This is a genomic window from Hahella sp. NS-SX17 (assembly GCF_057367735.1).
In genome coordinates this window covers 1,525,993-1,550,763 of the sequence record NZ_CM170632.1, presented here as the reverse complement: position 1 = coordinate 1,550,763, position 24,771 = coordinate 1,525,993, and the positions used below count along the sequence as shown (strand labels likewise).

The following is a 24,771-nucleotide window of genomic DNA, read 5'->3' as shown; positions in this document are numbered from 1 at the left end:
TACTAACCAAACTGCCAACCAGTTACAAGTAGCGCGCCCCAAATATCTACGCCTAGCAAGCTCCCAATAACAGGAGGAAGGAATTCACACTGACTCTTCGACAATTTTGGCAAGTTCCGCCACGATGTACCTGACTTTAGCTTCATCTTCGCCTTCAGCCATTACCCTGATAACCGGCTCTGTACCTGATGGCCGCAGCAATACTCGCCCTTTGCCAGCAAATTGCTTTTCAGCATATGCGATCGCGGACTGAATTGTTGCATGCCCTTTAATATCAACCCTCTGACTCACCCTTACGTTAATCATATGCTGCGGCAATTTGCTCATTCCCTTCTTGGCTTCATGCAGCGTAATTCCCAGATCAGACAGCGCCGCCAAGACTTGCAGGGAGGATATAATTCCATCTCCCGTTGTTGTACGGTCGAGACAAACAATATGCCCAGACCCCTCGCCTCCCAGACACCAATCGTTTCGCAACAGCGCCTCCATTACATATCTATCTCCCACATTAGCGCGCTCAAAAGGAATCCCCAGATCGCCAAACGCCAGTTCTGCGCCAAAATTTGTCATTAGCGTCCCAACTACGCCGCCTTTCAGGCGCCCCTTGCGCATTTTATCGCGCGCAATGATGTAAAGGATCTCATCTCCATCGACGACCTCCCCTTTGTGATCAACCATTACGACACGATCACCATCTCCATCAAAAGCAACCCCTAAATCAGCACCGGTCTCAAGCACCTTGGCAGCCAGTTGCTCAGGATGAGTTGAACCAATTTCGTGATTAATATTCAAGCCATCCGGCGTCACACCAATTGTTTCAACTTTGGCGCCCAGCTCTTTAAACACGCTAGGCGCAACTTGATAAGTCGCCCCCTGAGCGCAGTCCAAGACAACGCGCATTCCAGCAAATGACATATGAAACGGAACGGTGCTCTTACAAAATTCGATATAACGGCCTTTTGCATCTTCAAACCGCGCAGCCTTTCCGAGCTGATTGGACGGAACAATTTCCATCGGCTGTCTAATGAAGTGCTCTATCTGCTCTTCAGTAGAGTCAGGAAGCTTCGTTCCTTCCGCCGAGAAAAATTTAACGCCATTGTCATTGAAAGGATTATGAGACGCACTGATTACAATGCCAGCACAAGCACGAAACGTACGGGTGAGATAAGCAATAGCCGGTGTTGGCATTGGCCCCAGCATCGCAACATCTACTCCTGCCGCAGCCAACCCAGACTCCAGCGCGGACTCAAAAATATAGCCAGATATACGAGTATCCTTACCGATAAGAACGCGATTACGACGCCCCTCCTGACGGAAAACACGCCCAGCCGCCCAGCCCAACTTCAACATAAACTCAGGCGTAATAGGGCCCTCACCCACTCTTCCCCGTATCCCATCGGTTCCAAAATACTCTTTACTCATATCTGTTTAGACTCCTCTAATCGCAGCAGCCACTTTAATTGCATCAACAGTGGCTCCGACGTCATGCGCCCGGATTATGCGGGCGCCGTTATATATAGCGATAGCGGCTGCGGATGCGCTTGCGACCAGGCGCTCCTCAACCGCTTTACCTGTAATCACCCCAAGCATGCTTTTACGAGACACGCCAACCAAAACTGGAGCCCCCATTTCCACGAATACTTGCAGGTGTTTCATCAAAACAAGGTTATGCTCAAGCGTTTTACCAAATCCGAACCCTGGGTCCAACATAACCCGATCCATACCAATTCCCGCCTGTAACGCAGCTGAACGCCTCTCACCCAAAAAAGATGACACTTCCTTAACAATATCAGTATAGGTTGGATTATCCTGCATAGCTCCGGGCTCGCCCTTCATATGCATGAGACAGACTGCAGCCCCCGAAGAAGCAGCCGCCTCCAACGCCCCATCCCGGGTCAAAGCGCGAACATCGTTAATTAAATCCGCTCCACACGCCACTGACTCACGCATCACCTCTGGAGTACTGGTGTCCACTGATATACTGACATCAAAACGGGCGCGCACAGCTTCAACCAGCGGACAAACTCTATCCAACTCTTCGTTTACTGTGACAGGAGCAGCGCCAGGCCTAGTTGACTCTCCACCGATATCTATAAAGGTCGCACCTTCAGACACCATCTTTTCAACTTGGCTTAAAGCGACATCTAGAGACAAAAACCGTCCCCCATCAGAAAAAGAATCAGGAGTAACATTCAACACCCCCATAACAGCTGGGGCAGTTAAATCCAATACGGAGTTTGGAAGCATCAACTTCATCAATTAGCTCTTTATAAATCAGGTGAGGGTTATACAAAATAAAAAGACCCGGAAAAACCGGGTCATTTAACTAGACTGAAATGCTTATTGAAACTAATGCGACCCAGCTGGCCCACCAATCTCACCGCCTTTCGGTGGGTTTGCGCTAGCTTCAACATCCTTTACAGGCTGCGCGCCACCGGGAGGATTAGAATCCCCCCAACCTTTAGGTGGCGGAGGCTCCTGGCCAGCCATAATTGCGTCGATCTGCTCTGAGTCGATTGTTTCATACTTCATCAGAGCATCCGCCATCATGTGCAGCTTACTCATGTTTTCAACAAGCAGCTTGCGCGCATGCTCATAACAATCATCAATGATAGTTCTTACTTCGTCATCGATACGCTGAGCAGTTTCTGGAGAATAGACTTTTGGCGCATGCCCCGCCGAACGTCCCAGAAACACCTCTTCATTATCGTCATCATAAAGCAAAGGTCCCAGCTTATCTGAAAGCCCCCACTTCGTAACCATGTTACGAGCAAGGCCAGTCGCACGTTTAATATCGTTGGACGCGCCGGTTGTCACCCCTTCAGTTCCTAGCGTCAACTCTTCTGCAATACGACCACCGAACAAGCTACAGATATTGCTGATCAAATACTGCCGACTATGGCTGTAACGATCCTCTTCCGGCAAAAACATAGTCACACCCAGAGCGCGACCTCGCGGAATAATACTTACCTTATAAACAGGGTCATGTTCAGGCACGAGCCGCCCAACGATGGCGTGCCCCGCCTCATGGTAGGCTGTGTTGCGTTTTTCTTTCTCCGACATGACCATAGATTTGCGCTCAGCGCCCATCATGATTTTGTCTTTAGCCAACTCCATTTCATGCATACCAACAGTACGCTTATTGGCGCGCGCTGAGAATAGAGCCGCTTCATTGACCAAGTTAGCAAGATCAGCCCCAGAAAAGCCTGGCGTTCCCCGCGCAATAACCGAAGCATTCACATCATCCTCAAGCGGCACTTTACGGAGATGCACTTTCAAGATTTGCTCACGCCCGACAATATCAGGAAGCCCAACAACCACCTGACGGTCAAAGCGACCAGGACGCAATAACGCAGGGTCAAGAACATCTGGACGGTTAGTCGCAGCGATCACAATTACGCCTTCATTACCTTCAAATCCGTCCATTTCCACCAACAACTGGTTCAGTGTCTGCTCACGCTCATCGTGACCGCCACCCAAACCTGCGCCACGATGACGACCAACTGCGTCAATTTCGTCAATAAAGATGATACAAGGAGCCTGCTTTTTAGCTTGATCGAACATATCTCTAACACGCGAAGCGCCAACTCCCACGAACATCTCAACAAAGTCCGAGCCAGAGATAGAAAAGAAAGGCACCTTAGCTTCCCCTGCGATGGCTTTGGCCAACAGGGTCTTACCAGTACCAGGATTGCCCACCATCAACACGCCGCGAGGAATCCTCCCCCCCAAGCGCTGGAACTTGCTAGGATCACGCAAGAAGTCTACGATTTCTTTAACTTCTTCCTTAGCCTCATCAACACCCGCCACATCAGCAAAAGTCGTTTTAATTTGATCCTCGCCCATAAGTCGGGCTTTACTCTTGCCAAATGACATCGGCCCCTTACCGCCAGCCCCTCCTTGCATTTGCCGCATGAAGAACATAAAGACAGCGATAATGACTAATATCGGAAACGAGGCGACCAGTAGCTGCGTCCAGATGCTCTGGGTTTCTGGTTCGCGGCCTTCGACCACCACCTCATTTTTCATGAGGTCGCCAATTAAGCCTAAGTCGGGAATCTCGGGTCGGATAGTTGAGAATCTGGACCCGTCTTGCCTTTCCCCGTCAATCGCCACACCGTCTATGACTACTTTTTTCACCTGGCCATTATTGACCATCTGTAGAAATTCAGAGTAATTGAGCTTTTGTGCGGACGAGGGGACATTGAAGTTGTTAAATACCGTCAGCAGCACAGCTGCGATAATCAACCAAAGTAATAAATTTTTAGCCATATCGTTCAAGGGCCATCCCTCTTTTCTTACAGACTCGAATAGTAATTTGTCGCTCGGTTCAGTGCATTCGTAGGGTTTAGATAACACCAAACCATACTATATGTCCATTATCGCCACTATTTACATTAATTATACTAAATAGGGCGATTACGAAAGTTTATCCTCGAAACCCCTTGGCAACTAGGTAAATCTCACGTGACCGGGCACGGGACGCGTCAGGTTTGCGTATATTTACGCCACTAAACCTGCCCCTGGACTCCTGCAAAATCTGGTCGAAGCCTTCCCCCTGGAAGACCTTGGCGACAAAACATCCATTTTTTTTCAGGACTCGACACGCCAAATCAAGCGCTAACTCAACCAGATACATCGCTTTTGGTATATCGACCGATTTCATCCCACTCATATTGGGGGCCATATCAGAAATTACAAGGTCAACCGGCCGACCGTTTACTTCGTTAAGAATCGCATCCAACATTTCATCCTCAGTGAAGTCTCCCTGGAAAAACGTCACGCCAGCAATGCTATCCATAGACAGCAAATCGCAAGCGATGACTTTGCCCTGATCCCCCACCACATCAGCAACGACTTGAGACCATCCTCCCGGCGCAGCCCCGAGATCTATCACGGTCATCCCCGACTTCAACAGTTTGTCTTGCCGGTCTAGCTCAATCAACTTATAACTGGCTCTTGAGCGAAACCCGTCATCTTTGGATTTTTTTACATAGACATCGCTATGATGCTCATTCAGCCATCGCGAGCTGGATTTAGAACGTCCCACTTTTTTGCCTCTGACACGATTATTTTAGTATAGGCACATTTGCTGATACTGTGTTTTTTTGTTCAGAAAGTGCGCCATAGTGCGCTACTATACACGCTTTTCATACGCAAGAAGGTTTCCACACAGACATGACTCTACCTATGGAGCAACGCAAACAGTACCGCGCTATCGCACACCACTTGAAGCCAATAGTTACTATCGCTGGCGCGGGTATTACCGAAGGCGTTATCAACGAGCTTGAGCGCGCATTGAACGACCATGAGCTGATCAAAGTTAAGATCGCCGCTGGCGAAAAGGAAGAGAGAGCCATGGTTATCAAAGAGATTTGCGAAATGACCCGCTCGGAGTTAGTTCAAGTGATAGGGCGAACCGCTATTTTGCTTCGCAAAAACCCCAGACCTAACCCGAAGCTTTCCAACCTTTTACGCCACCAGTCTGGCGCAGGCAGATAAATCAAAAAAGCCGGCCAACGCCGGCTTTTTTAATGCTCAAACTCAGCTAAATATGCTGCACGCCATCAATTTCATATTCAACCATACCGCTTGGCACCTGCACCACAACTACATCGCCAACAGTTTTCCCAATCAATGCGCGCGCAATTGGCGAAGACACTGAGATTTTTCCTTTCTTAATGTCCGCCTCGTCATCACCCACGATCTGATAAGAGCTGGCGTCGTCTGTATCCAGATTAATGATATTCACGGTTACGCCAAAAATGACCTTACCTGTATTCTCGATAGAGGTAACGTCAATGACTTGAGACATGGACAGCTTACTTTCAATTTCCGCAATACGGCCCTCAATGAAGCTCTGCTGTTCACGCGCGGCGTGATACTCGGCGTTCTCTTTTAAGTCTCCGTGCTCTCTGGCTTCCGCGATGGCCGTGATTACTCGCGGCCGATCCACAGTCTTCAGACGATTCAACTCTTCACGCAGGGCTTGCTCCCCTGCTTTTGTCATAGGTATTTTGCTCATTTGTCGCCTTGAATGGTTGCATGAATATCCTGAAGACGATTCACAGCGTGATCCTGCCCAACCTTGATAGCACGGCAGAATGCCTCACCTCCCGTCAGGGTGGTGGTATAGGTCACCTTGTATTGTAGGGCCGACTTACGAATTTCCGCAGAATCCGCAATCGCCTTCCGGCCTTCCGTAGTATTGATAATCAAATCTACTTCTTCATTTTTTATGGCGTCTACAATATGAGGCCTGCCTTCTCGCACTTTATTGATTCGTTTCACGGGAATGCCCGCGTCTTCGATCGATTTCGCAGTCCCTGCAGTCGCCATAATCTCGAAGCCTACAGCATTTAACTCCTTAGCTAAAGACACCGCTCCCGCTTTATCCGCATCTCTGACACTCAGAAACACAGTACCCCCTGTCGGCAAAAAGTCGCCGCCAGCCGCTGCCGCCTTCGCAAAAGCCTCATCAAAGCTTTTTCCCACCCCCATGACTTCACCCGTGGACTTCATTTCCGGACCAAGTATCGGGTCTACGCCAGGAAACTTATTAAACGGGAACACAGACTCTTTGACATTGTAGAAGCTAGGAATGATTTCCTTGGTAAAGCCCTGCGCTTCAAGCGATTTGCCAGCCATGCATAAAGCAGCCACTTTAGCAAGCGAGACGCCAATCGCCTTGGAAACGAACGGGACCGTACGCGACGCTCTAGGGTTCACCTCAATCACATAAATTTCGCCATCCTGGTACGCCAACTGCACGTTCATCAAACCGACAACTTGTAACTCAAGAGCCATTTTGATAACCGTTTCACGCATCTTATCCTGAACGTCCGCAGACAGACTGTAGGGAGGCAGAGAGCAGGCGGAATCACCAGAGTGAACCCCAGCCTGCTCAATGTGCTGCATAATTGCGCCAATCACCACTTTCTCGCCGTCGGAAACCGCATCAATATCGACTTCAATAGCTGCATTCAGGAAGTGATCCAACAGCACAGGACTATCGTTGGAAACTCGCACTGCATCACGCATATAACGCTGCAGCTCTACTTCGTCGTAGACGATTTCCATAGCGCGACCGCCCAAAACATAAGAGGGACGAACAACCAATGGATAACCGATTTCCTTCGCTTTACTCAGAGCCTCTTCCTGACTGCGAGCCGTGGCGTTCGGCGGCTGCCGCAACCCCAATCGAACAACCATCTGCTGGAAACGCTCTCGGTCTTCAGCCCGGTCAATAGCGTCGGGAGTTGTTCCAATAATTGGTACGCCCGCCTCTTCCAGCCCTCTCGCCAATTTAAGCGGAGTCTGGCCGCCATAGTGAACGATTACGCCACGCGGTTTTTCCAGGTGAACAATTGCAAGAACGTCTTCCAAGGTAATAGGCTCGAAATACAGCCTGTCAGAAGTGTCGTAATCCGTTGAAACCGTCTCAGGGTTACAGTTGATCATGATGGTTTCATAGCCGTCATCGCGCAATGCAAAGGCAGCGTGAACGCAGCAATAATCGAACTCAATCCCCTGACCAATTCTGTTAGGACCGCCGCCAATCACAATAATTTTTTCACGATCGCTCGGTTGCGCCTCACACTCTTCGTCGTAAGAGGAATACATGTAAGCTGTCGAGGAAGCAAATTCCGCCGCACAGGTATCTACACGCTTAAATACCGGCTTGATGCCGTACTCCAAACGCTGCTTACGCAACGCCTTTTCATTGATGCCCAGCAGCTCGGCAAGACGCTGGTCAGAGAAGCCTTTACGTTTCAGTCGACGCAAACGGTCCGCGGTCAAGTCGGACAGCGCCATATTGCCGAGCGCCACTTCATCTTTGATCAAATCTTCGATCTGCACCAAGTACCATGGGTCAACCTTGGTGTACTCATAGACTTCCTTGACACTCATTCCTGCTCTAAACGCGTCGCCAATGAACCACATCCGCTCGGCGCCAGGCACTTTCAAACCACGAGTTAAAACATCACTAGCGTCTTCAGACCCTAGATCAACTATGGGCTCAAAGCCAGCCGAACCGACTTCCAAACCGCGCAGCGCCTTATGGAGCGACTCCTGGAAGTTACGACCAATAGCCATCACCTCGCCCACTGACTTCATTTGCGTCGTCAGTGTCGCATTGGCTTGCGGAAACTTTTCGAATGTGAACCGCGGCACCTTGGTGACCACGTAGTCGATGCTCGGTTCAAAAGAAGCAGGAGTGACGCCACCCGTGATGTCATTGCTCAACTCATCCAGGGTATATCCTACCGCTAGTTTCGCGGCGACTTTTGCTATTGGAAAACCCGTCGCCTTGGACGCCAACGCTGATGAACGGGACACACGGGGGTTCATCTCAATAACCACCATGCGGCCAGTTTCGGGGTCCATACCAAACTGAACGTTGGAGCCACCTGTCTCCACGCCAATTTCACGCAACACCGCTACCGAGGCGTTACGCATGATCTGGTACTCTTTATCCGTCAACGTCTGCGCAGGCGCGACGGTAATGGAATCACCAGTGTGCACGCCCATTGCGTCAAAGTTTTCTATAGCGCAGATGATAATGCAGTTGTCCTTCTTATCACGAACAACCTCCATCTCATACTCTTTCCAACCGATTAACGATTCGTCAATCAGCAGCTCACGTGTCGGCGACAACTCCAGACCTCGCTCGCAAATCTCAATAAACTCTTCCTTGTTATAAGCAATGCCGCCGCCAGAGCCGCCCATTGTGAAGGAGGGGCGAATAATAGCGGGGAAGCCGATCTGGTCCAGCACTTGCTGAGCTTCTTCCATACTATGCGCAATAGCGGAACGAGGAGTCTCCAGACCAATGGCCTTCATCGCCTTGTCAAAACGCTCACGATCTTCCGCTTTATCAATGGCGTCCTGTGTGGCGCCAATCATCTCTACGCCATATTGTTCAAGGACGCCTTCACGAGCCAAGTCGAGCGCACAATTCAAAGCGGTTTGCCCACCCATGGTTGGCAACAGCGCGTCTGGGCGTTCTTTTTCAATGATTTTCGCGACTGTGCGCCAGTTAATCGGCTCGATGTAAGTGGCGTCGGCCATGGCCGGGTCAGTCATGATGGTGGCGGGGTTAGAGTTCACCAGGATAACGCGGTATCCCTCCTCTCTCAGTGCTTTACACGCCTGCGCCCCGGAATAGTCAAATTCACAGGCTTGTCCGATGACGATAGGACCGGCCCCAATAATCAGGATACTATTGATGTCTGTACGTTTTGGCATGTGTGCTCTTCTACTCGCTCGAATCTTGCGACGCCCCGCAGGCCGCCGGCATCACCCAGAATTACGCCTGTTTCGGTTCAGACGCGGCGCCGCCGGGCGCCGACGCTGAAATCCGAGTATTAGACTGATCGGTATTTGACTTCCCGCATGGAGTCAATGAACTGGTCAAATAAGGGAGCCACATCATGCGGGCCTGGGCTCGCTTCAGGGTGCCCCTGAAAACTGAAGGCAGCAACGTCAGTCCGTCGAATCCCTTGCAATGAGCCGTCAAATAAAGACTTATGTGTAGTCTCCAAGTTGGCGGGCAACGAGGACTCATCCACTGCAAAACCATGGTTTTGGCTAGTGATCATCACTTGCCCCGTGCGCAGGTCTTGCACCGGATGGTTGGCGCCGTGATGCCCGAACTTCATCTTCTCTGTACGCGCGCCGCTGGCCAGCGCCAGTAACTGATGCCCCAAGCAGATGCCGAATACAGGCGTCCGGGATTTTAAAACCTCCGCAATAGCCTCTATAGCGTAATCACAGGGCTCAGGATCGCCAGGACCATTAGACAGGAACACGCCATCGGGAGACATCGCCAATACATCTTGCGCAGGCGTTTTCGCCGGCACCACGGTTACGCGGCAGCCGCGCTCAGCGAGCATACGCAAAATGTTCTTTTTCACGCCGAAGTCGTACGCGACAACATGAAACTCGGCTTCCCCCAGGATCTGATACCCTTCCCCAAGAACCCAAGTTGACTCGGTCCAATTCAGAACATCCGTACGAGTCACTTCTTTAGCGAGATCCATCCCTTTAAGGCCTGGAAATGCTTTAGCCGCCGCCAGTGCAGCTTCCGCCGAAGCCCCTTCGCCCGCCATGATACATCCGTTCTGCGCGCCCTTTTCCCTTAAGATACGGGTCAGGCGACGGGTGTCGATGTCAGCGATGGCGACAATACCGTTTTCCCGGAGATACTCCGACAAACTCTTTTGGCTGCGCCAGTTGCTAACTGTCATGGAAAGATCGCGAATCACCAGACCTGCCGCCCAGACTTGATCTGATTCGACATCTTCTTCGTTGATTCCGGTGTTGCCTATGTGGGGGTATGTGAGAGTGACAATTTGTTTTGCGTAGGAAGGATCGGTAAGAATTTCCTGGTATCCGGTCATCGCAGTATTGAAAACCACTTCGCCGATGGTTTCGCCGGCTGCGCCGATAGATATCCCATGAAATATGCTTCCGTCTTCAAGTGCTAGTATTGCGGGTGTAGTCAATTCCATAGCTCGCCAGTTGAAAACGTCTAATCAAACACTTATGAAGGTGGACTCAACTTGCAAAAAAGCGAGAGGGAGATTTAAACTCCGTCCCGCTTTTTAGTGATGTCCGATGTGTATGGGCAACTTGCGCACAAACCCCAATATTCTAGTGGATTTGACTAAAGCTGTCTATTTATTTTCCAGCCACGCTGGCAATTTCATGATCACACCCGCCTTTAACGCCACCAAGGCAGGCCCACCAATTAAGAAGCTACTTCAACCCCAGCACGTCTTGCATGTCATACATCCCCGGAGCCACCCCATGCAACCATAAGGCAGCCTTCACAGCGCCTTTAGCAAAGGTCATTCTACTGCTCGCCTTGTGAGTAATCTCGATGCGCTCACCCATCGTCGCAAACATCACCGTATGCTCACCAACAACATCGCCCGCGCGGATCGTCTCAAAACCAATCGTTTTCTTATCCCGCTCCCCAGTAATGCCCTCACGGCCATAGACTGCGCATTCATTCAAGTCGCGCCCCAAAGCCTCAGCCACAACCTCCCCCAATCTCAACGCAGTGCCTGATGGCGCATCCTTCTTAAAACGGTGGTGCGCTTCGATAACCTCCACATCGTAATCATCACCAAGGGTTTTTGCTGTCAGCGCAAGTATGTTCAACAGCAGATTTACGCCAACACTCATATTGGGCGCAAACACCACCGGACACTCCTGCGCAGCTTCCGCCAACATCACCTTTTGCCGATCACTAAACCCAGTCGTACCAATGACTATGGCCTTCCCCTCTTTTCGACACAGCGCCAGCAGCTCAAGCGTCGTTTCAGGCGAAGTGAAGTCAATTATCACGTCAAAATCGTCAACCACCTGAGCCAGATCATCAACGCAAACCACGCCTTTTTTGCCCAAGCCTGCGATTTCCCCCACATCAACCCCAACAAGAGAGCTGCCAACTCGCACCGAAGCCGCCCCCAAAGAAGCATCCGGGTTATCGCAGACCGCTTCAACCAACACTTTGCCCATGCGCCCGGAAGCGCCCACTATCGCTACTCTGGTCATGCTTATTCCTTAGTTTTCTCTGGAATATTACTATTACAGGTCTTCCGCCACAGCCCCAATACAAAAAAACCGGCGTTCGCCGGTTTTTCGTTGCTCATGCAGATTACTAGAACTTCATGTCGTCAAAAAAGCTTTTAACCCCCTCGAACCAGCTATGCTTTTTTGGCGCTTGCTGCCCGCCACTCTCCTCCATTGAGGATTGAAACTCGCGCAGCAAATCCTTCTGCTTTTTGGTCAGATTAACAGGCGTTTCCACCACCACCCGACACAATAAATCCCCAGGCGCACCGCCACGAACCGGCATAACCCCCTTCCCACGCAGACGAAACAGTCTACCGGTCTGAGTTTCCTCAGGAATCTTCAGCTTTACACGCCCATCGAGCGTAGGCACTTCAAGCTCTCCACCCAATGCCGCATCAACGAAAGAAATCGGAACTTCGCAGTAAAGGTTTCTTCCATCGCGCGTAAATATCTTATGCTCACGTACAGCCACCTGGACATACAAATCACCAGGCGGCCCGCCATTTACACCCGGTTCGCCTTCGCCGGATAAACGAATACGGTCCCCCGTATCCACACCAGCGGGAACTTTAACCGAAAGCGTCTTCTGTTCTTCCACATAGCCGCTGCCGTGACAGGAGCGACATGGATTGCGAACAATTTTTCCAGCGCCGCGACAACGGGGGCAAGTCTGCTGAATAGAGAAGAAGCCTTGCTGCATTCGCACCTGGCCGGCGCCGTTACAAGTGCCGCAGGTTTCCGGCTGCGTGCCTTTTTCCGCACCGCTTCCGCCGCAACCTTTACATTCCACCTGAGAAGGAACACGAATTTTCACGGTGGTGCCGCGAACCGCTTCCTCTAAGTCAAGGTCCAGGGTATATCTTAAATCAGAGCCGCGATTGGCCCGAGAGCGACCTCCGCCCCCTCCGCCAAAAATATCGCCAAATACGTCGCCGAATATGTCACTGAAACTGGCTCCGCCACCGAACCCGCCAGCGCCAGCATTGCCGTCCACTCCTGCGTGACCAAACTGGTCATACGCCGCTCTTTTCTGATCGTCCGAGAGAACGTCATAGGCTTCAGTGGCCTCTTTGAACATCTCTTCAGCCGAAGCGTCTCCGGGGTTTCTGTCCGGGTGATATTTCATCGCCAAACGCCGGTAAGCCTTCTTGACCTCTTTACCGTCTACGTCCCGCGAAACGCCCAACACTTCGTAATAATCGCGTTTTGCCATAACTTAATCTTATGCGCCAACTGCAAAAAAACCGGATTATAACCTAAACACAATAAGGCAGTGCGGTTTAATTCCGCACTGCCTTGTGAAGGCAAGGAGCCGGACTATTTCTTATCGCCGTCCTTAACTTCTTCAAACTCGGCGTCGACTGCGTCATCCGCCGGCTTGCCAGCTGCGTCTTCAGCTTGAGCGCCAGCGTCTCCGCCTTGCTGGGCGGCCTGCTCAGCATACATCTTCTGCGCCATGGAAGAAGACGCTTCGCTCAGCTTCTGCATTCTGTCTTCAATAGCTTCTTTATCGTCGCCTTTGATCGCTTCTTCCAGCTCTTTGATAGCTGCTTCAATGGCCACTTTTTCTTCAGCAGTCACTTTATCGCCAGCATCTTTAAGCGTTTTTTGAGTAGCGTGAACCAGAGCGTCAGCCTGGTTGCGCGAAGACGCCAACTCTTCAAACTTCTTATCTTCCGCTGCATGCGCTTCCGCGTCCTGCACCATCTTATCGATTTCGTCCTCACTCAGACCAGAAGAGGCTTTAATGACGATAGACTGTTCTTTACCAGTCGCTTTATCCTTCGCCGATACGTGCATGATGCCGTTAGCGTCGATATCAAAGGTCACCTCTACCTGAGGCACCCCACGTGGCGCAGGAGGCAGACCAGCCAAATCGAAACGCCCCAAAGACTTGTTCAACTGCGCCTGCTTACGCTCGCCCTGCAGAACATGAATAGTTACCGCAGTCTGATTATCTTCCGCTGTCGAGAACACCTGCGACTTCTTGGTCGGAATAGTTGTGTTCTTCTCGATAATCGGCGTGGAAACGCCACCCATGGTTTCAATGCTCAAAGACAACGGAGTTACATCCAGCAGCAGCACGTCTTTCACGTCACCGGACAAAACTGCGCCCTGAATAGCTGCACCAATCGCAACCGCTTCATCAGGGTTAACGTCTTTACGCGCTTCTTTACCAAAGAAGTCTGCTACTTTGCTTTGCACCAACGGCATACGAGTCTGACCGCCGACCAGAATCACTTCGTCGATTTCTGAAGAGCTGCAACCGGAATCTTTCAATGCAATGCGGCATGGCTCAAGGCTGCGCTCAACCAGTTCTTCCACCAGACTTTCCAGTTTGGCGCGAGTCACTTTTACGTTAAGGTGCTTAGGACCGCTTGCATCAGCAGTAATGTAGGGCAGATTCACATCCGTCTGCTGACTGCTGGAAAGCTCGATCTTAGCTTTCTCTGCAGCTTCTTTCAGGCGCTGCATCGCCAATGGGTCGCCTTTCAGGTCGATACCGGAATCTTTCTTGAATTCCTGCGCCAGATAATCGATCAAGCGCAAGTCGAAGTCTTCACCGCCCAGGAAAGTGTCGCCGTTGGTGGCCAGCACTTCAAACTGCATCTCGCCGTCTACATCAGCAATTTCGATGATGGAAATATCGAAGGTTCCACCGCCCAGGTCATAAACGGCCACTTTACGGTCGCCGCCCTTTTTGTCCATACCGTACGCCAACGCAGCCGCAGTCGGCTCGTTGATAATACGCTTAACTTCCAGACCGGCGATTCTGCCTGCATCTTTGGTCGCCTGGCGCTGTGCGTCGTTGAAATAAGCAGGCACGGTGATAACCGCTTCCGTCACCTTCTCACCCAAGAAATCTTCCGCCGTTTTCTTCATCTTTTTCAGAACTTCGGCAGATATCTGAGGGGGAGCCATTTTCTTGCCTTTCACATCAACCCAGGCGTCACCGTTGTCGGCCTTGGCGATAGTGTAAGGCACCATTTTGATGTCTTTTTGCACCACATCGTCTTCAAAACGTCTACCGATCAGACGCTTGATGGCGAAAAGAGTATTCGTGGGGTTGGTGACAGCTTGACGCTTGGCGGATTGGCCTACCAGCGTTTCATCGTCAGTGTAAGCAACGATGGAAGGCGTAGTGCGTCCGCCTTCAGAGTTTTCAATAACGCGTGGCTTATCGCCTTCAAGAATCGCTACACAGGAGTTTGTAGTCCCCAGGTCGATCCCGATAATTTTACCCATAATTTTCTACTCCTGAAAAAATCTCGCTAATTGATTACCAGCTAATATTGGAGTTGATCTCAATTTTTCAACCCACAACCGCTGGGATTTTGTACGTTTTCAACCGGCTCGAAGCGCTTGCGATAAGCGATCAGACGCCTTTCGACACCATAACCATGGCGGGTCTGATCAAACGCCCGCTCAGCAGATAACCTTTCTGCAATACCGCAATAACAGTATTCGGCTCTACATCAGCCTGCGGCACCATGGACATGGCCTCATGAAATTCCGGGTTGAAGGGCTGTCCCACAGGGTCAACTATCTCCACTTCGAATTTTTTCAGGCCAGAATTGAACAGCGACAGCGTCATTTCCACGCCATCTTTCAAGGTAGCAACCTGTGAGTCGGCGGAGTCGGTAGCGCCACAGGCCTCCACCGCCTTCTCCAGACTATCCACCACGGGCAGCAGCTCTTTTACAAAACGCTCCAGAGCAAACTTGCGCGCCTTCTCAACATCATTTTCCGCACGGCGGCGCACGTTCTGCATCTCTGCGTGAACACGCAACACTTGCTCTTTTTGCTCACCGAGCTCCTGCTGCAATTGCTCAATTAACTCATCACGATCAGCCGTTTCGCCAGTCGCTTGCGTCGTTTCAGATTGCTCCGCCGCCGCGGTTTGCGCCTGTTCGTTTACGGCGACTTGTTCTTCTATTTGACTCTTAGAATCTTCAGACATTAGATCGAATCTCCCAAAATCCATCCGATACTTTTGAATTGCCCTCAATATGGGGTCGATCAAACCGGTTTCAACCTGAAAAACCCCGACAATCTCCAGGAAATGACATGAGTCACCCTCCATTAAATTACGCAACCGCCAAACACGAGCTCCACTAACACTTAAAAATACCCTGCATACCCTCTTGTTGCGCTTTGAGATTCGCTGTATAAATACGTAAATAACTGTATGTATAAACAGTCAATATCTATAGGACTACGCCCTATGCTCACTCATTTGTCGATACGAAATCTCGCCATCGCCAGCCATCTGGAACTGGACTTCGCGGAAGGTATGACGGCTATCAGCGGGGAAACTGGGGCCGGTAAGTCCATTGTACTGGATGCCCTAGGCCTCACTCTGGGCGATCGCAGTTCAGCAGACGTAGTAAGGCATGGTTGCGAGCGAGCGGAGGTCAGCGCGGTCTTTGATTTGAGAAAGCTGCCCGAAGCCCTGGCCTGGCTCAAGTCCCGAGAGTTGGATAACGGCGCTGAATGCATCTTGCGGCGAACCGTCACCAGCGAAGGCCGGTCCCGAGGTTATTTAAATGGACAGCCCGTCACCATGCAGGACCTTCGCGAACTTGGCGAAACGCTCATGGATATTCACAGCCAACATGAGCACCAATCCCTGCTGAAAAAGGAAACCCATCTGAAAATGGTGGACGACTTTGGCGGACACGCCAATCAAGTTCAGCAAGTAGGGGACCTTTACCAATCCTGGCGCCGGGTCGCAACTAAACTGAAAGAAAGACTCAGCCGCAGTGAAGAACAGGAAGCGCGCGTGCAACTGCTCACCTATCAAGTGGAGGAGCTGGACGCCCTGGCTATACAGGAAGGCGAAATTGAGCAGCTGGAGCAGGAACAAGAGCAGCTCGCCAACGCAGAAAGCATCATCATGAAAGTTCAGCAGGTCGGCGAAGGTTGCCTGGAGGCGGATGGAGGCTGTATCGACCAATTACGACGAGCCATCCATCTGCTGGAAGAAGTCAATATCAGCAACGCCTCCCTGCAAACCGCTCGCCAGATGTTGAACGAAGCCATGATTCAGCTAGATGAAGCCAATGGGGAGCTACGGCATGTATTGGATAGCGTGGAAATTAATCCCGAGCGCCTGCAAGAAGTAGAAACGCGACTTACCGCCATCTATGATCTTGCGCGCAAACATCGTGTTGCGCCGGAAAATTTAATGGCACGCCACGTCGAGCTCGCGAGTGAGCTCAGCAGTTTGACCGATGGAGAAGAAAACCTGGAGAAGCTTGAAGCCCAATCGAATGAACTGGAGCAGAAATATAGTCATGCTGCGCAAAAACTTACGGCAATGCGCACCAAGGCTGGAGAAAAACTACAGGGCGCAGTGAAAAAGCAACTGATAAAACTGGGCCTGAACCCTGAATTCATTATCCAGTTTTCCCCACTGAAGTCTCCTTCTGCACTGGGGGGCGAAGAAGCGGAAATGCTAATCAGCATGAACCCAGGACAACCACCCAAGCCTTTGCAAAAAATTGCTTCTGGCGGGGAGCTGTCACGCATCAGTCTTGCAATTCAGGTTGTCGCCGCAGCCTCATCCGATACGCCTACATTAGTGTTTGACGAAGTGGATGTCGGTATCGGCGGCGGTACAGCGGAAATTGTCGGCCGTATGCTTAGAGAGCTTGGAGCGAAAGCGCAAATTCTCTGCGTCACGCACTTGGCTCAAGTGGCCTCTCAAGCTCACAACCACCTTTTCGTCACCAAGCATGTAAGCAATGGCCAGACGCAATCGGCCATACTCAGACTGGAAGGCAGCGACCGCATACACGAAATCGCCAGAATGCTGGGCGGTGTGGACATCACGGAGCACAGTCTGGCCCATGCGCATGAAATGCTGACATCCAGCCAGCTACAATAGGGGGAACCATTACAAGCGGGTTTACCTGGGACCTTATATTCCGCTTTCGCCGTAACGCTGCCTGTCGTTGTCTATAAATCTGTAATTATCTATATAAAGGAAGGAGATATGAGCTTGAGACAATATCTGGCGGTATGAACTTCTAGATTTGAATATAGGATAGCGCCCGGAGTTTACTCTGCGCTATCCCGACAAAACAGAGGCTATTTCTTCTTTGGCTTCACGTACAGCGTTAGGCTATGGTCAACAATTTCATAACCATGCTCTTCCGCAATTTCCTTTTGACGCTTTTCAATAACCGGATCAAAGAACTCGATGACTTCGCCAGTTTCCGCACAAACCATGTGATCATGATGCTCATCGTGATTAAGTTCAAACACCGCATGAGCACCTTCAAAGTTATGGCGAAGAATTAACCCTGCGGATTCAAACTGCGTCAAAACCCGATAGACCGTGGCCAAACCTACGTCGTCTCCCGCCTCCAGCAGCGCTTTATAAACATCTTCCGCACTCATGTGCCGGTTATCAGCGTTTTCCAGAATACTGAGAATCTTTACCCGCGGAAGGGTTACTTTCAGGCCTGCTTTCTTCAGTTCTACGTTTTCGTTCGTCATTTTACCGGGAAACCCAATACCAGTATCGTTGGCAATCAGTTATCATTCCACGTCACGCCAAGATAGTTTAAAAATATCCATGATGCAAAAGTTACGATCCCTTGTAATCCTCCTTATTATACACACTCTCACAGCCTGCACCTTCCCAGGCGTCTACAAAATAGATGTCCAGCAGGGAAACATCGTAGAGAAAGAAGCTGTGGATCAACTCAAGGTCGGCATGAACCGTCGTCAAGTCCAGTATCTTCTAGGCTCCCCTGTTTTGGAAAGTACGCTCGATCCCAGCTACGACACTTACTTTTACTCCATTCAATTGTCAGGTGGCCAGATTCATCGTCAAAACATAACCTTAGAGTATGAGAACGATATTCTAGTCAATATCGCCAAAGCGAAATTACTGCCAGCAGACCTTGCAAACCCAGGCAGGGCCTATAAGTTACGCGGCCAAGCTGAGCCTTCCGAGACAGTCGAGGAAACGGACGTTTATAAAACCACCAAGTAAGAGTTCCATAAAAGCTTCAGCTTGATTAGCCTTTTCTGGCCCGATTCAGTCGAGCCTGTTTCGGGTCTATCTTGAGTGGTCGGTACACCTCCACTCGATCCCCTTCTCTTAAAACATGAGACTTTGGGTCAGGGATGGCCTTACCGAATATCCCCATCTTTGCTGAATCCAGCTCAATTTGCGGAAAATAATGAGTAATGCCTGACATTTGGGCTGCCTCAAAGGCAGTTGTTCCCTCCACTACGGCCAGAGGAATGATTTTCTGCTGGTCAGGTAAAGCGTAGGCCACCTCCACCTGAATTTTTAGTTTATCCATGCCCACGCTCGCTTCTACGCACCAGCATCTCGTCAACCATCAGAAAGCCCACCTTATGTTAGTCAGGCAGACAAATAGCTTCCTTCTATTCATCTGCAACGACAGGGGCCGCTACATGTCAGGCCCTGTCACTCGCGGCCAGCCGCCGCACAGGCGCACCCATACGCCAATGTCATTGCCATGTTTTAACTAAAAACGCCCTAGCGATATATCGCCTGGGCGCGCTTGCAGAAAGCATCCACCATTGTGCCCGCGGCCTGGGAGAATACAGGACCAAGCGCCACTCCCGTTAACGCTCCTGACAGTTCATATTCCAGCGCCAAAGCTACTTTACAGGCTTTTTCATCCAAGGCGAGAAAGCTCCAGCGGCCTTGCAGCTTTCGAAAAGGACCGTCTACCAATGTCAGGACAATTTCCGAGGGGCGCACCAGACTGTTACGGGTGGTGAAAGCATGCCTCACAGCCCCCTTACTGACCTGAATGCGGGCGACCATTTCATCAGTACTCTCCTGAATAACTTCCGTCATCCCACACCAAGGTAAAAATTCGGGATAAGCGCGCACGTCATTCACCAGATCATACATGCGCTCAGCAGAGTATGTGACCAGCGCACTACGACTAATCTGGGGCAACCTCGTTCTCCTCTTTTATATTTTCAACATCACTTTCAACGTTCACTTCCGGGTTCACTGGCGTAGACTTGACCAATTCCACCTCTTCCTGATCGACCTCTTCCAAAACCTCTCTACCGCCAGCCACCACTTCTTCTGAGCATAGCCCACCATTTTTCGGGGTGGTGAATTCGCAACTATGCAGCAGCAAATCAAAAACCATAGAGATTTGTATGACAATCAATACAGGAACACAAAAGTACCTCAGCAACGGGTACCCCCAGCGAAACAATCTCTGCTCAGGACTGAGGCGCAAAGCCTGAGCAAGCCGTTCGTAGGGCAGTACATACCCACATAACACTGTTAGCAGACAACCTGCGACCGGCAATAAAATAGTGGAAACGGCAAACTGCAGCAGACTGAACAACGGAATGCCCGCCAGTTGCCACTGCCGATGCCCCGCCATAGACATGACCAGCAAAGCGCCCAGCCCCCATACCACGACATGCGCAATAGACGCAGCGTTCACCCTGGAGAAAGAATATCTTTCCTGTAGCCAAGCAACGCCAGGCTCAATCAGAAAAAGAACAGAACTCCAGGCGGCCAGTGTGAAAAATACAAAGAATAAAACGCCAAACACAGACCCCATCGGCAGCTGCCCCAACGCCAAAGGGAGTGACTGAAAGACCAGGGAAAATCCTTGATCCGGAGGCAGTTCCGCTTTTAACAGCCAAGACAACACCACCAGCCCAGCAATGGCGCCAACCAACAAGTCAGTAAAAGAAATGATCAACACCGAACGCCCTACTTTGCCATGATTGGGCATGTAGGCGCCCAGTGCCATCATGACGCCTGCGCCGATAGACAGAGAGAAAAAGGCGTATTTGTAGGCGGCCAACACGCCCGCCCAGGAAAAAGAAACGGATTCAAATGAAAACAGATAGCTGAGGGCCCCACCCAAGTCGCCATAACGCCCGCTATAAACTAGCATCAACGCCAGCATCGCGAACATCAATGGAACGATGTACAACATCGCTTTTTCCAAACCGTGATAAACGCCTTTCACTGAAATGAGAAACACCAGCCCAATGAACACGCTCAACCATATGATCATAACGGTGGTGTTTTGTTGCAGAGCGCTCAACACGGCTGGCATGGCGCCGGGCTCAATACCTTGAAACCCACTGAACGCGGACTTTAGTGCGTAAGACAGCCCCATCCCGGCCACCAGGGAATAAATCACTACCGTCAAGAGGGCGGCAATCACCATAAGCGCCCCGGTCCAGCGCCACAGAGAAAAGCCTGAAGTTTGTCCGCCCACGCTCTGTAAAACGTCAACAGGGTTACGTCGCACGGAACGTCCCAAGCCAATTTCCAAGACCGCCAAGGGCAACGTCAGCGTCAACAGCGCTAACGCGTAGGCGACAAGAAACGCCAGTCCGCCGTATTCCGCCATCAGGGAAGGAAATGTCCAGATGTTGGCGAACCCTACGACGGCGCCCACGCCCGCCATGACGAACGTGCGCTGCCTGACCCAGCGGTCACGGCCTTGCAACACCATTCCAACTTTTGAATTCAAAGGCACTCAGACATCCGTTAATTCACAGCAATTGAGAGATTCGACGGAATTCTACGTCGACGACGATGGCGCATTGTAGCGGATTATGCGGACCCAAGTCAGGAGACCTTAGCCATATGGATCAGGTTAATTTACAATAGCCGACTTTGTCCGAGAATCTTAAGGAAATATGAGTCAAGCCAAAAACAAAAATACCGGGTCCACCATCGCCCTGAATAAGAAGGCCCGCTTCGACTATCACATCGTTGAAAAGTTCGAGGCTGGCCTCGTGCTGACCGGTTGGGAAGTCAAAAGCCTGCGCGCCGGCAAGTGTCAGTTGGTGGATTCCTATGTATTACTTAAAGACAGTGAAGCCTGGTTGTTAGGCGCCCATATCACGCCGTTGAAGGAGGCCTCCACACACGTCATCGCAGACCCCACCCGCACTCGTAAACTACTGCTGAATCGTCGTGAGCTCAACAAGCTGATCGGCGCAGTGTCTCAGACCGGCCACACTTGCGTGCCTTTGGCCCTTTACTGGAAAGGCAATAAAGTGAAATGCGAAATTGCCCTGGTGAAAGGCAAGAAGGATTTCGACAAGCGCGAGACCGAAAAAGAGCGCGACTGGAATCGTCAGAAACAACGCGTTATCCGCGATCATGTTAAGCAGTGACACCGTCAGGATAGGAAAGTCGTTCTTATCCTGACTCTCTTCTTTCTCACACTTCAGTGCCGTATCAGGTTGAGCTAACGCCACTCCCCAACCATACTTATCCGTCAAAGTAAGCGTCTGCGCACGCCTCGACTATGTCGGCGACGCATAACGCCACACCTAACCTCAATCAACCTTTGACAGCTTTGACGAGGCGGTTATGAAACAACATGGAGAGCCGATGTCAGCGGTGGACACCGCCTGGTTGCGCATGGAGCGTCCCGCTAACCTGATGATGATCTGTATCGTGCTGGTAATGGAGAGCCCTGTCCACGCCAGTGAACTCAAGCAATTATTCACCACCCGTTTAGTCCCTCTTCCCCGTTTTCGACAAACAGTGCATAAGTCCGAGCATGGCTGCTTCTGGCGCGACGACGCCAACTTTAATATCGACAATCATGTGCATTTAGTCGGACTGCCTGGCGCTGGAAATCAGCAGGATTTGCAAAACTTCGCCAGCGATATCAGCAGCACGCCGTTAGATTTCAGTAAACCTCTCTGGCAAGTGCATTTGGTCGACCGCTATAAAAGCGGCTCAGCAATGATCATTCGCGTACACCACTGCATCGCAGACGGCATCGCCCTGACCCGGGTTCTATTGTCTTTAGCCGATAACAACAGCGAACGTGCTGCGCCACCGCAGACGCCGCCAATATCAAAGTCGACCTCTTGGGGAGCCTCAGCTACGAAAGCCTTACATAACGCGATGCATCTCGGGCAGGAGCTGATCGAGGAAGGTAAAGCCTTAGCGCGCCATCCTGAGCAACTGTTGGCTATTGCGCGCCAAGGCGTCGCAATGGGTTCAGAAGTCGCCCGCGTCGCAGCGTTACCGGCAGACCCCGCAACCTGCTTCAAAGGCGAGCTAAGCGGCAGAAAACGTCTGGCGTGGGCGCAGCCACTGAGCTTTTTACATATAAAACAGACCGCTAAAGCACTGAAGGCGACAATCAATGATGTATTGCTATGCGCCGCCACCGGCGCGCTGAGACATTATCTGGTGGAGCGTTGCATTGAACTGGATGTGGAGACAATTCACGCCGCCGTGCCTTTCAACCTGCGCCCTTTGGATGAACCAACCGCCGCTCTGGGCAACCAGTTTGGTCTGGTGATAGCGCCTTTACCCATAGGAATTCATGACCTGTCCGAACGCTTCGAGACCGTGCGCCGCGATATGCTGGCGCTGAAGCACTCGCAACAGGCGAAAGCGTTTTACGGATTATTAGGACTGCTTGGAAAAGGCCCTGACTTTCTGGAGCAGACTGCGCTGGAAACGCTAAGCAGCAAGGCGTCCGTAGTCATCACCAATGTGCCCGGCCCCAAACAGGCGCTGTATCTGGCTGGCAGCAAGTTGCTGGCGCCCATGATCTGGGCTCCACAATCAGGAGAAGTGGGCGTCAGCCTCAGCGTTATCAGCTATAACGGCGCCATACAATTCGGCGTCGCCGTGGATCAGGCCTTAATGCCTGACCCAGACAGACTGGCGGGCCACTTTGTCAGCGCCTTTAAAGAGCTGCAAGAGCTGGCTGAAGCCAAGCCCGGCGCTCAATCAAGCTTCTCGGCGAAGCCCCCGCCCAGCGCCTGATACAGCGCCATCATATTCTGCAGTTGCGCCAGGCGATTTGCAGTGAGCTGCAGTTGCGCCGAGCGCCGCGTTTCCTGCTGATCCAACCAGGCTTGCACGCCAGTGGCGCCGGAGCGGTAACGCACCTCCGCCAGACGCTCGGCCTCAGAGGCCAGCGAGAACGACGTGCGTAATGCGTCTTCCTGAGCCATCAGCTGTGTTCTGGCGGAAAGTTTGTTTTCCACTTCCGCCAACGACGAATAGAGTTTCTGGCGGAACTCAATCACCGCCTGTTCATAGGCCGCCTCGGAGACTTGAATATTCAATCGCGTCTGCCGCCACTGGATAAAGGGCAGACTCAACCCTGCGCCCAGGGACGCAACGGGGTTGCGCAATATATCCGCCAGCTCTGAACCGCCCGTCGCCAGCGAACCAGTCAAGCTGAAACTGGGATAATAACTGGCGCGGCTGTGATCCGTATCCGCCAGAGCGCTGCGTAGACGCATCTCCGCCGCCTGCATGTCCGGCCTTCGCGCCAGTAACGCAGCGGGAGTCGCCAAAGGTAAGGCAGGCATCGCCATTCCCGGCAGGGTTTGCGGATCTGGCACGGCGTTCTCCGGCGCCTGATCAAACAGAATCGCCAGCGCATTCTGGGCTTCCACCTTGTCCTGTAGCAGTGTTGTCAACGAAGCGCGCTGACTCGCCAGATTCTGCTCCGCCTGGATCAAGTCCAGATTGGAGACTGCGCCGCTACGCTGTTTGACCTGGGCCAACTCCAGTGCTTTGGCCGTGTATGCCAACGACGCCTCGCTGGCGGCGATGGATTCATTCAGATAGGCCAGCCGCCAATACAGATTCGCAGTGGTCCCGATCAACGTCAGCGTAGCGCCAGCCCGGTCCTGTTCTGTCGCCATCGCTTCCCAATGAGCCGAGTCGCGGGCGCTGGACAATTTCCCCCAGAGATCAATTTCATAGCTCAATCCCAGAGAAGCGCCAAAGGATTTACTGCTGGTATGGGCGTCAATATTACGCTCACGGGAAGCACTGAACTGCGCGCTGACGTCTGGCGTCAGATTGCCATCGGCGATGCCGGCGCGCAGCCGGGCCTGCCGTACTTTCAACGCCGCCAGCGCCATGTCGCTGTTGTCTTGCAGCGCCCGCTCAATCAGGCTGTTCAACTCCTCGTCCTGAAACGCTCGCCACCACTGCTCGGACGCCAACGCTTGCCCCCCACTCACTGGCGCATAGCTCCAGGATGCAGGCAGTTCCAGTTGCGGTTGAACATATTGCGAACGCGCCAGCCCTTCGCATCCCGTCAACAACAATGAGGACAATAATAAAAGAGCTACGTGTTTTTTCCTGCTCACGCCCATGAGACTTACCCGCTTTACTCCAAACTTCATGCGATTAGCGTACATCAA

21 protein-coding genes are annotated in these 24,771 nt (G+C 51.6%); 5 read left to right on the top strand and 16 right to left on the bottom strand.

Annotated features, from left to right (window positions below; translation table 11 throughout):
• Positions 1–84: 84 nt before the first annotated feature.
• From glmM to rlmE, 4 genes are all read right to left on the bottom strand, one after another.
• Positions 85–1,422 (bottom strand): phosphoglucosamine mutase, encoded by a 1,338-nt coding sequence (gene glmM, locus AC2IBB_RS06995; protein WP_486332174.1) that lies wholly within the window; start codon positions 1,420–1,422, stop codon positions 85–87.
• Between the two features lie 6 nt (positions 1,423–1,428).
• Positions 1,429–2,256, bottom strand: coding sequence for a dihydropteroate synthase (gene folP, locus AC2IBB_RS06990; protein ID WP_486332173.1), 828 nt, complete (start codon positions 2,254–2,256; stop codon positions 1,429–1,431).
• Between the two features lie 93 nt (positions 2,257–2,349).
• Positions 2,350–4,281 (bottom strand): ATP-dependent zinc metalloprotease FtsH, encoded by a 1,932-nt coding sequence (gene ftsH, locus AC2IBB_RS06985; protein ID WP_486332172.1) that lies wholly within the window; start codon positions 4,279–4,281, stop codon positions 2,350–2,352.
• 148 nt (positions 4,282–4,429) lie between these two features.
• Positions 4,430–5,050 carry a 23S rRNA (uridine(2552)-2'-O)-methyltransferase RlmE gene (gene rlmE / locus AC2IBB_RS06980; RefSeq protein ID WP_486332171.1) on the bottom strand — a complete coding sequence of 207 codons (621 nt, stop codon included), beginning with the start codon at positions 5,048–5,050 and terminating at the stop codon, positions 4,430–4,432.
• Positions 5,051–5,178: 128 nt separating this feature from the next.
• On the opposite strand from rlmE, the gene yhbY reads away from it, so the two are divergent.
• Positions 5,179–5,502, top strand: a complete 324-nt coding sequence (gene yhbY / locus AC2IBB_RS06975; protein ID WP_486332170.1) for a ribosome assembly RNA-binding protein YhbY — start codon at positions 5,179–5,181, stop codon at positions 5,500–5,502.
• A gap of 46 nt (positions 5,503–5,548) precedes the next feature.
• Here the strand turns inward: yhbY and greA are convergent, their stop codons facing one another.
• From greA to grpE, 7 genes are all read right to left on the bottom strand, one after another.
• Positions 5,549–6,025 (bottom strand): transcription elongation factor GreA, encoded by a 477-nt coding sequence (greA, locus tag AC2IBB_RS06970; protein WP_486332169.1) that lies wholly within the window; start codon positions 6,023–6,025, stop codon positions 5,549–5,551.
• Positions 6,022–9,249, bottom strand: a complete 3,228-nt coding sequence (carB, locus tag AC2IBB_RS06965; RefSeq protein WP_486332168.1) for a carbamoyl-phosphate synthase large subunit — start codon at positions 9,247–9,249, stop codon at positions 6,022–6,024. The genes greA and carB overlap by 4 nt, the downstream gene beginning before the upstream one ends.
• 119 nt (positions 9,250–9,368) lie before the next feature.
• Complete coding sequence (carA, locus tag AC2IBB_RS06960) at positions 9,369–10,508, bottom strand: glutamine-hydrolyzing carbamoyl-phosphate synthase small subunit (protein WP_486333928.1); 1,140 nt, start codon at positions 10,506–10,508, stop codon at positions 9,369–9,371.
• A gap of 253 nt (positions 10,509–10,761) precedes the next feature.
• Positions 10,762–11,565 carry a 4-hydroxy-tetrahydrodipicolinate reductase gene (gene dapB, locus AC2IBB_RS06955; protein ID WP_486332167.1) on the bottom strand — a complete coding sequence of 268 codons (804 nt, stop codon included), beginning with the start codon at positions 11,563–11,565 and terminating at the stop codon, positions 10,762–10,764.
• Positions 11,566–11,671: 106 nt separating this feature from the next.
• The gene (dnaJ, locus tag AC2IBB_RS06950) at positions 11,672–12,799 is read right to left on the bottom strand and encodes a molecular chaperone DnaJ (RefSeq protein WP_486332166.1); all 1,128 of its coding nucleotides are present in this window, start codon (positions 12,797–12,799) and stop codon (positions 11,672–11,674) included.
• 104 nt (positions 12,800–12,903) lie between these two features.
• Positions 12,904–14,832 (bottom strand): molecular chaperone DnaK, encoded by a 1,929-nt coding sequence (gene dnaK, locus AC2IBB_RS06945; RefSeq protein ID WP_486332165.1) that lies wholly within the window; start codon positions 14,830–14,832, stop codon positions 12,904–12,906.
• Between the two features lie 130 nt (positions 14,833–14,962).
• The gene (gene grpE / locus AC2IBB_RS06940) at positions 14,963–15,547 is read right to left on the bottom strand and encodes a nucleotide exchange factor GrpE (protein ID WP_486332164.1); all 585 of its coding nucleotides are present in this window, start codon (positions 15,545–15,547) and stop codon (positions 14,963–14,965) included.
• A 264-nt stretch (positions 15,548–15,811) separates the two neighbouring features.
• On the opposite strand from grpE, the gene recN reads away from it, so the two are divergent.
• The gene (gene recN / locus AC2IBB_RS06935) at positions 15,812–17,476 is read left to right on the top strand and encodes a DNA repair protein RecN (protein ID WP_486332163.1); all 1,665 of its coding nucleotides are present in this window, start codon (positions 15,812–15,814) and stop codon (positions 17,474–17,476) included.
• Between the two features lie 203 nt (positions 17,477–17,679).
• Here recN and fur read toward each other — a convergent pair whose 3' ends face one another.
• Positions 17,680–18,090 (bottom strand): ferric iron uptake transcriptional regulator, encoded by a 411-nt coding sequence (gene fur / locus AC2IBB_RS06930; RefSeq protein ID WP_486332162.1) that lies wholly within the window; start codon positions 18,088–18,090, stop codon positions 17,680–17,682.
• A 199-nt stretch (positions 18,091–18,289) separates the two neighbouring features.
• Here fur and AC2IBB_RS06925 point away from each other — a divergent pair, with 199 nt between their 5' ends.
• Entirely contained in the window at positions 18,290–18,592 is a 303-nt protein-coding gene (locus AC2IBB_RS06925) for an outer membrane protein assembly factor BamE (RefSeq protein WP_486332161.1), read from the top strand.
• A 25-nt stretch (positions 18,593–18,617) separates the two neighbouring features.
• Here AC2IBB_RS06925 and AC2IBB_RS06920 read toward each other — a convergent pair whose 3' ends face one another.
• The 3 genes from AC2IBB_RS06920 to AC2IBB_RS06910 form a co-directional block, all read right to left on the bottom strand.
• Positions 18,618–18,908 carry an RnfH family protein gene (locus AC2IBB_RS06920; protein ID WP_486332160.1) on the bottom strand — a complete coding sequence of 97 codons (291 nt, stop codon included), beginning with the start codon at positions 18,906–18,908 and terminating at the stop codon, positions 18,618–18,620.
• 200 nt (positions 18,909–19,108) lie between these two features.
• A complete protein-coding gene (locus tag AC2IBB_RS06915) occupies positions 19,109–19,540 on the bottom strand; it encodes a type II toxin-antitoxin system RatA family toxin (RefSeq protein ID WP_486332159.1) in 432 nt (143 codons plus the stop codon).
• Positions 19,527–21,104 (bottom strand): sodium-dependent transporter, encoded by a 1,578-nt coding sequence (locus tag AC2IBB_RS06910; RefSeq protein WP_486332158.1) that lies wholly within the window; start codon positions 21,102–21,104, stop codon positions 19,527–19,529. The genes AC2IBB_RS06915 and AC2IBB_RS06910 overlap by 14 nt, the downstream gene beginning before the upstream one ends.
• Before the next feature lie 163 nt (positions 21,105–21,267).
• Between AC2IBB_RS06910 and smpB the strand changes: the two genes are divergently transcribed.
• Positions 21,268–21,750 (top strand): SsrA-binding protein SmpB, encoded by a 483-nt coding sequence (gene smpB, locus AC2IBB_RS06905; RefSeq protein WP_279505742.1) that lies wholly within the window; start codon positions 21,268–21,270, stop codon positions 21,748–21,750.
• 199 nt (positions 21,751–21,949) lie between these two features.
• Positions 21,950–23,371 carry a WS/DGAT/MGAT family O-acyltransferase gene (locus AC2IBB_RS06900; RefSeq protein ID WP_486332157.1) on the top strand — a complete coding sequence of 474 codons (1,422 nt, stop codon included), beginning with the start codon at positions 21,950–21,952 and terminating at the stop codon, positions 23,369–23,371.
• Here the strand turns inward: AC2IBB_RS06900 and AC2IBB_RS06895 are convergent.
• Complete coding sequence (locus AC2IBB_RS06895; protein WP_486332156.1) at positions 23,332–24,768, bottom strand: efflux transporter outer membrane subunit; 1,437 nt, start codon at positions 24,766–24,768, stop codon at positions 23,332–23,334. The genes AC2IBB_RS06900 and AC2IBB_RS06895 overlap by 40 nt on opposite strands.
• Positions 24,769–24,771: the final 3 nt, after the last annotated feature.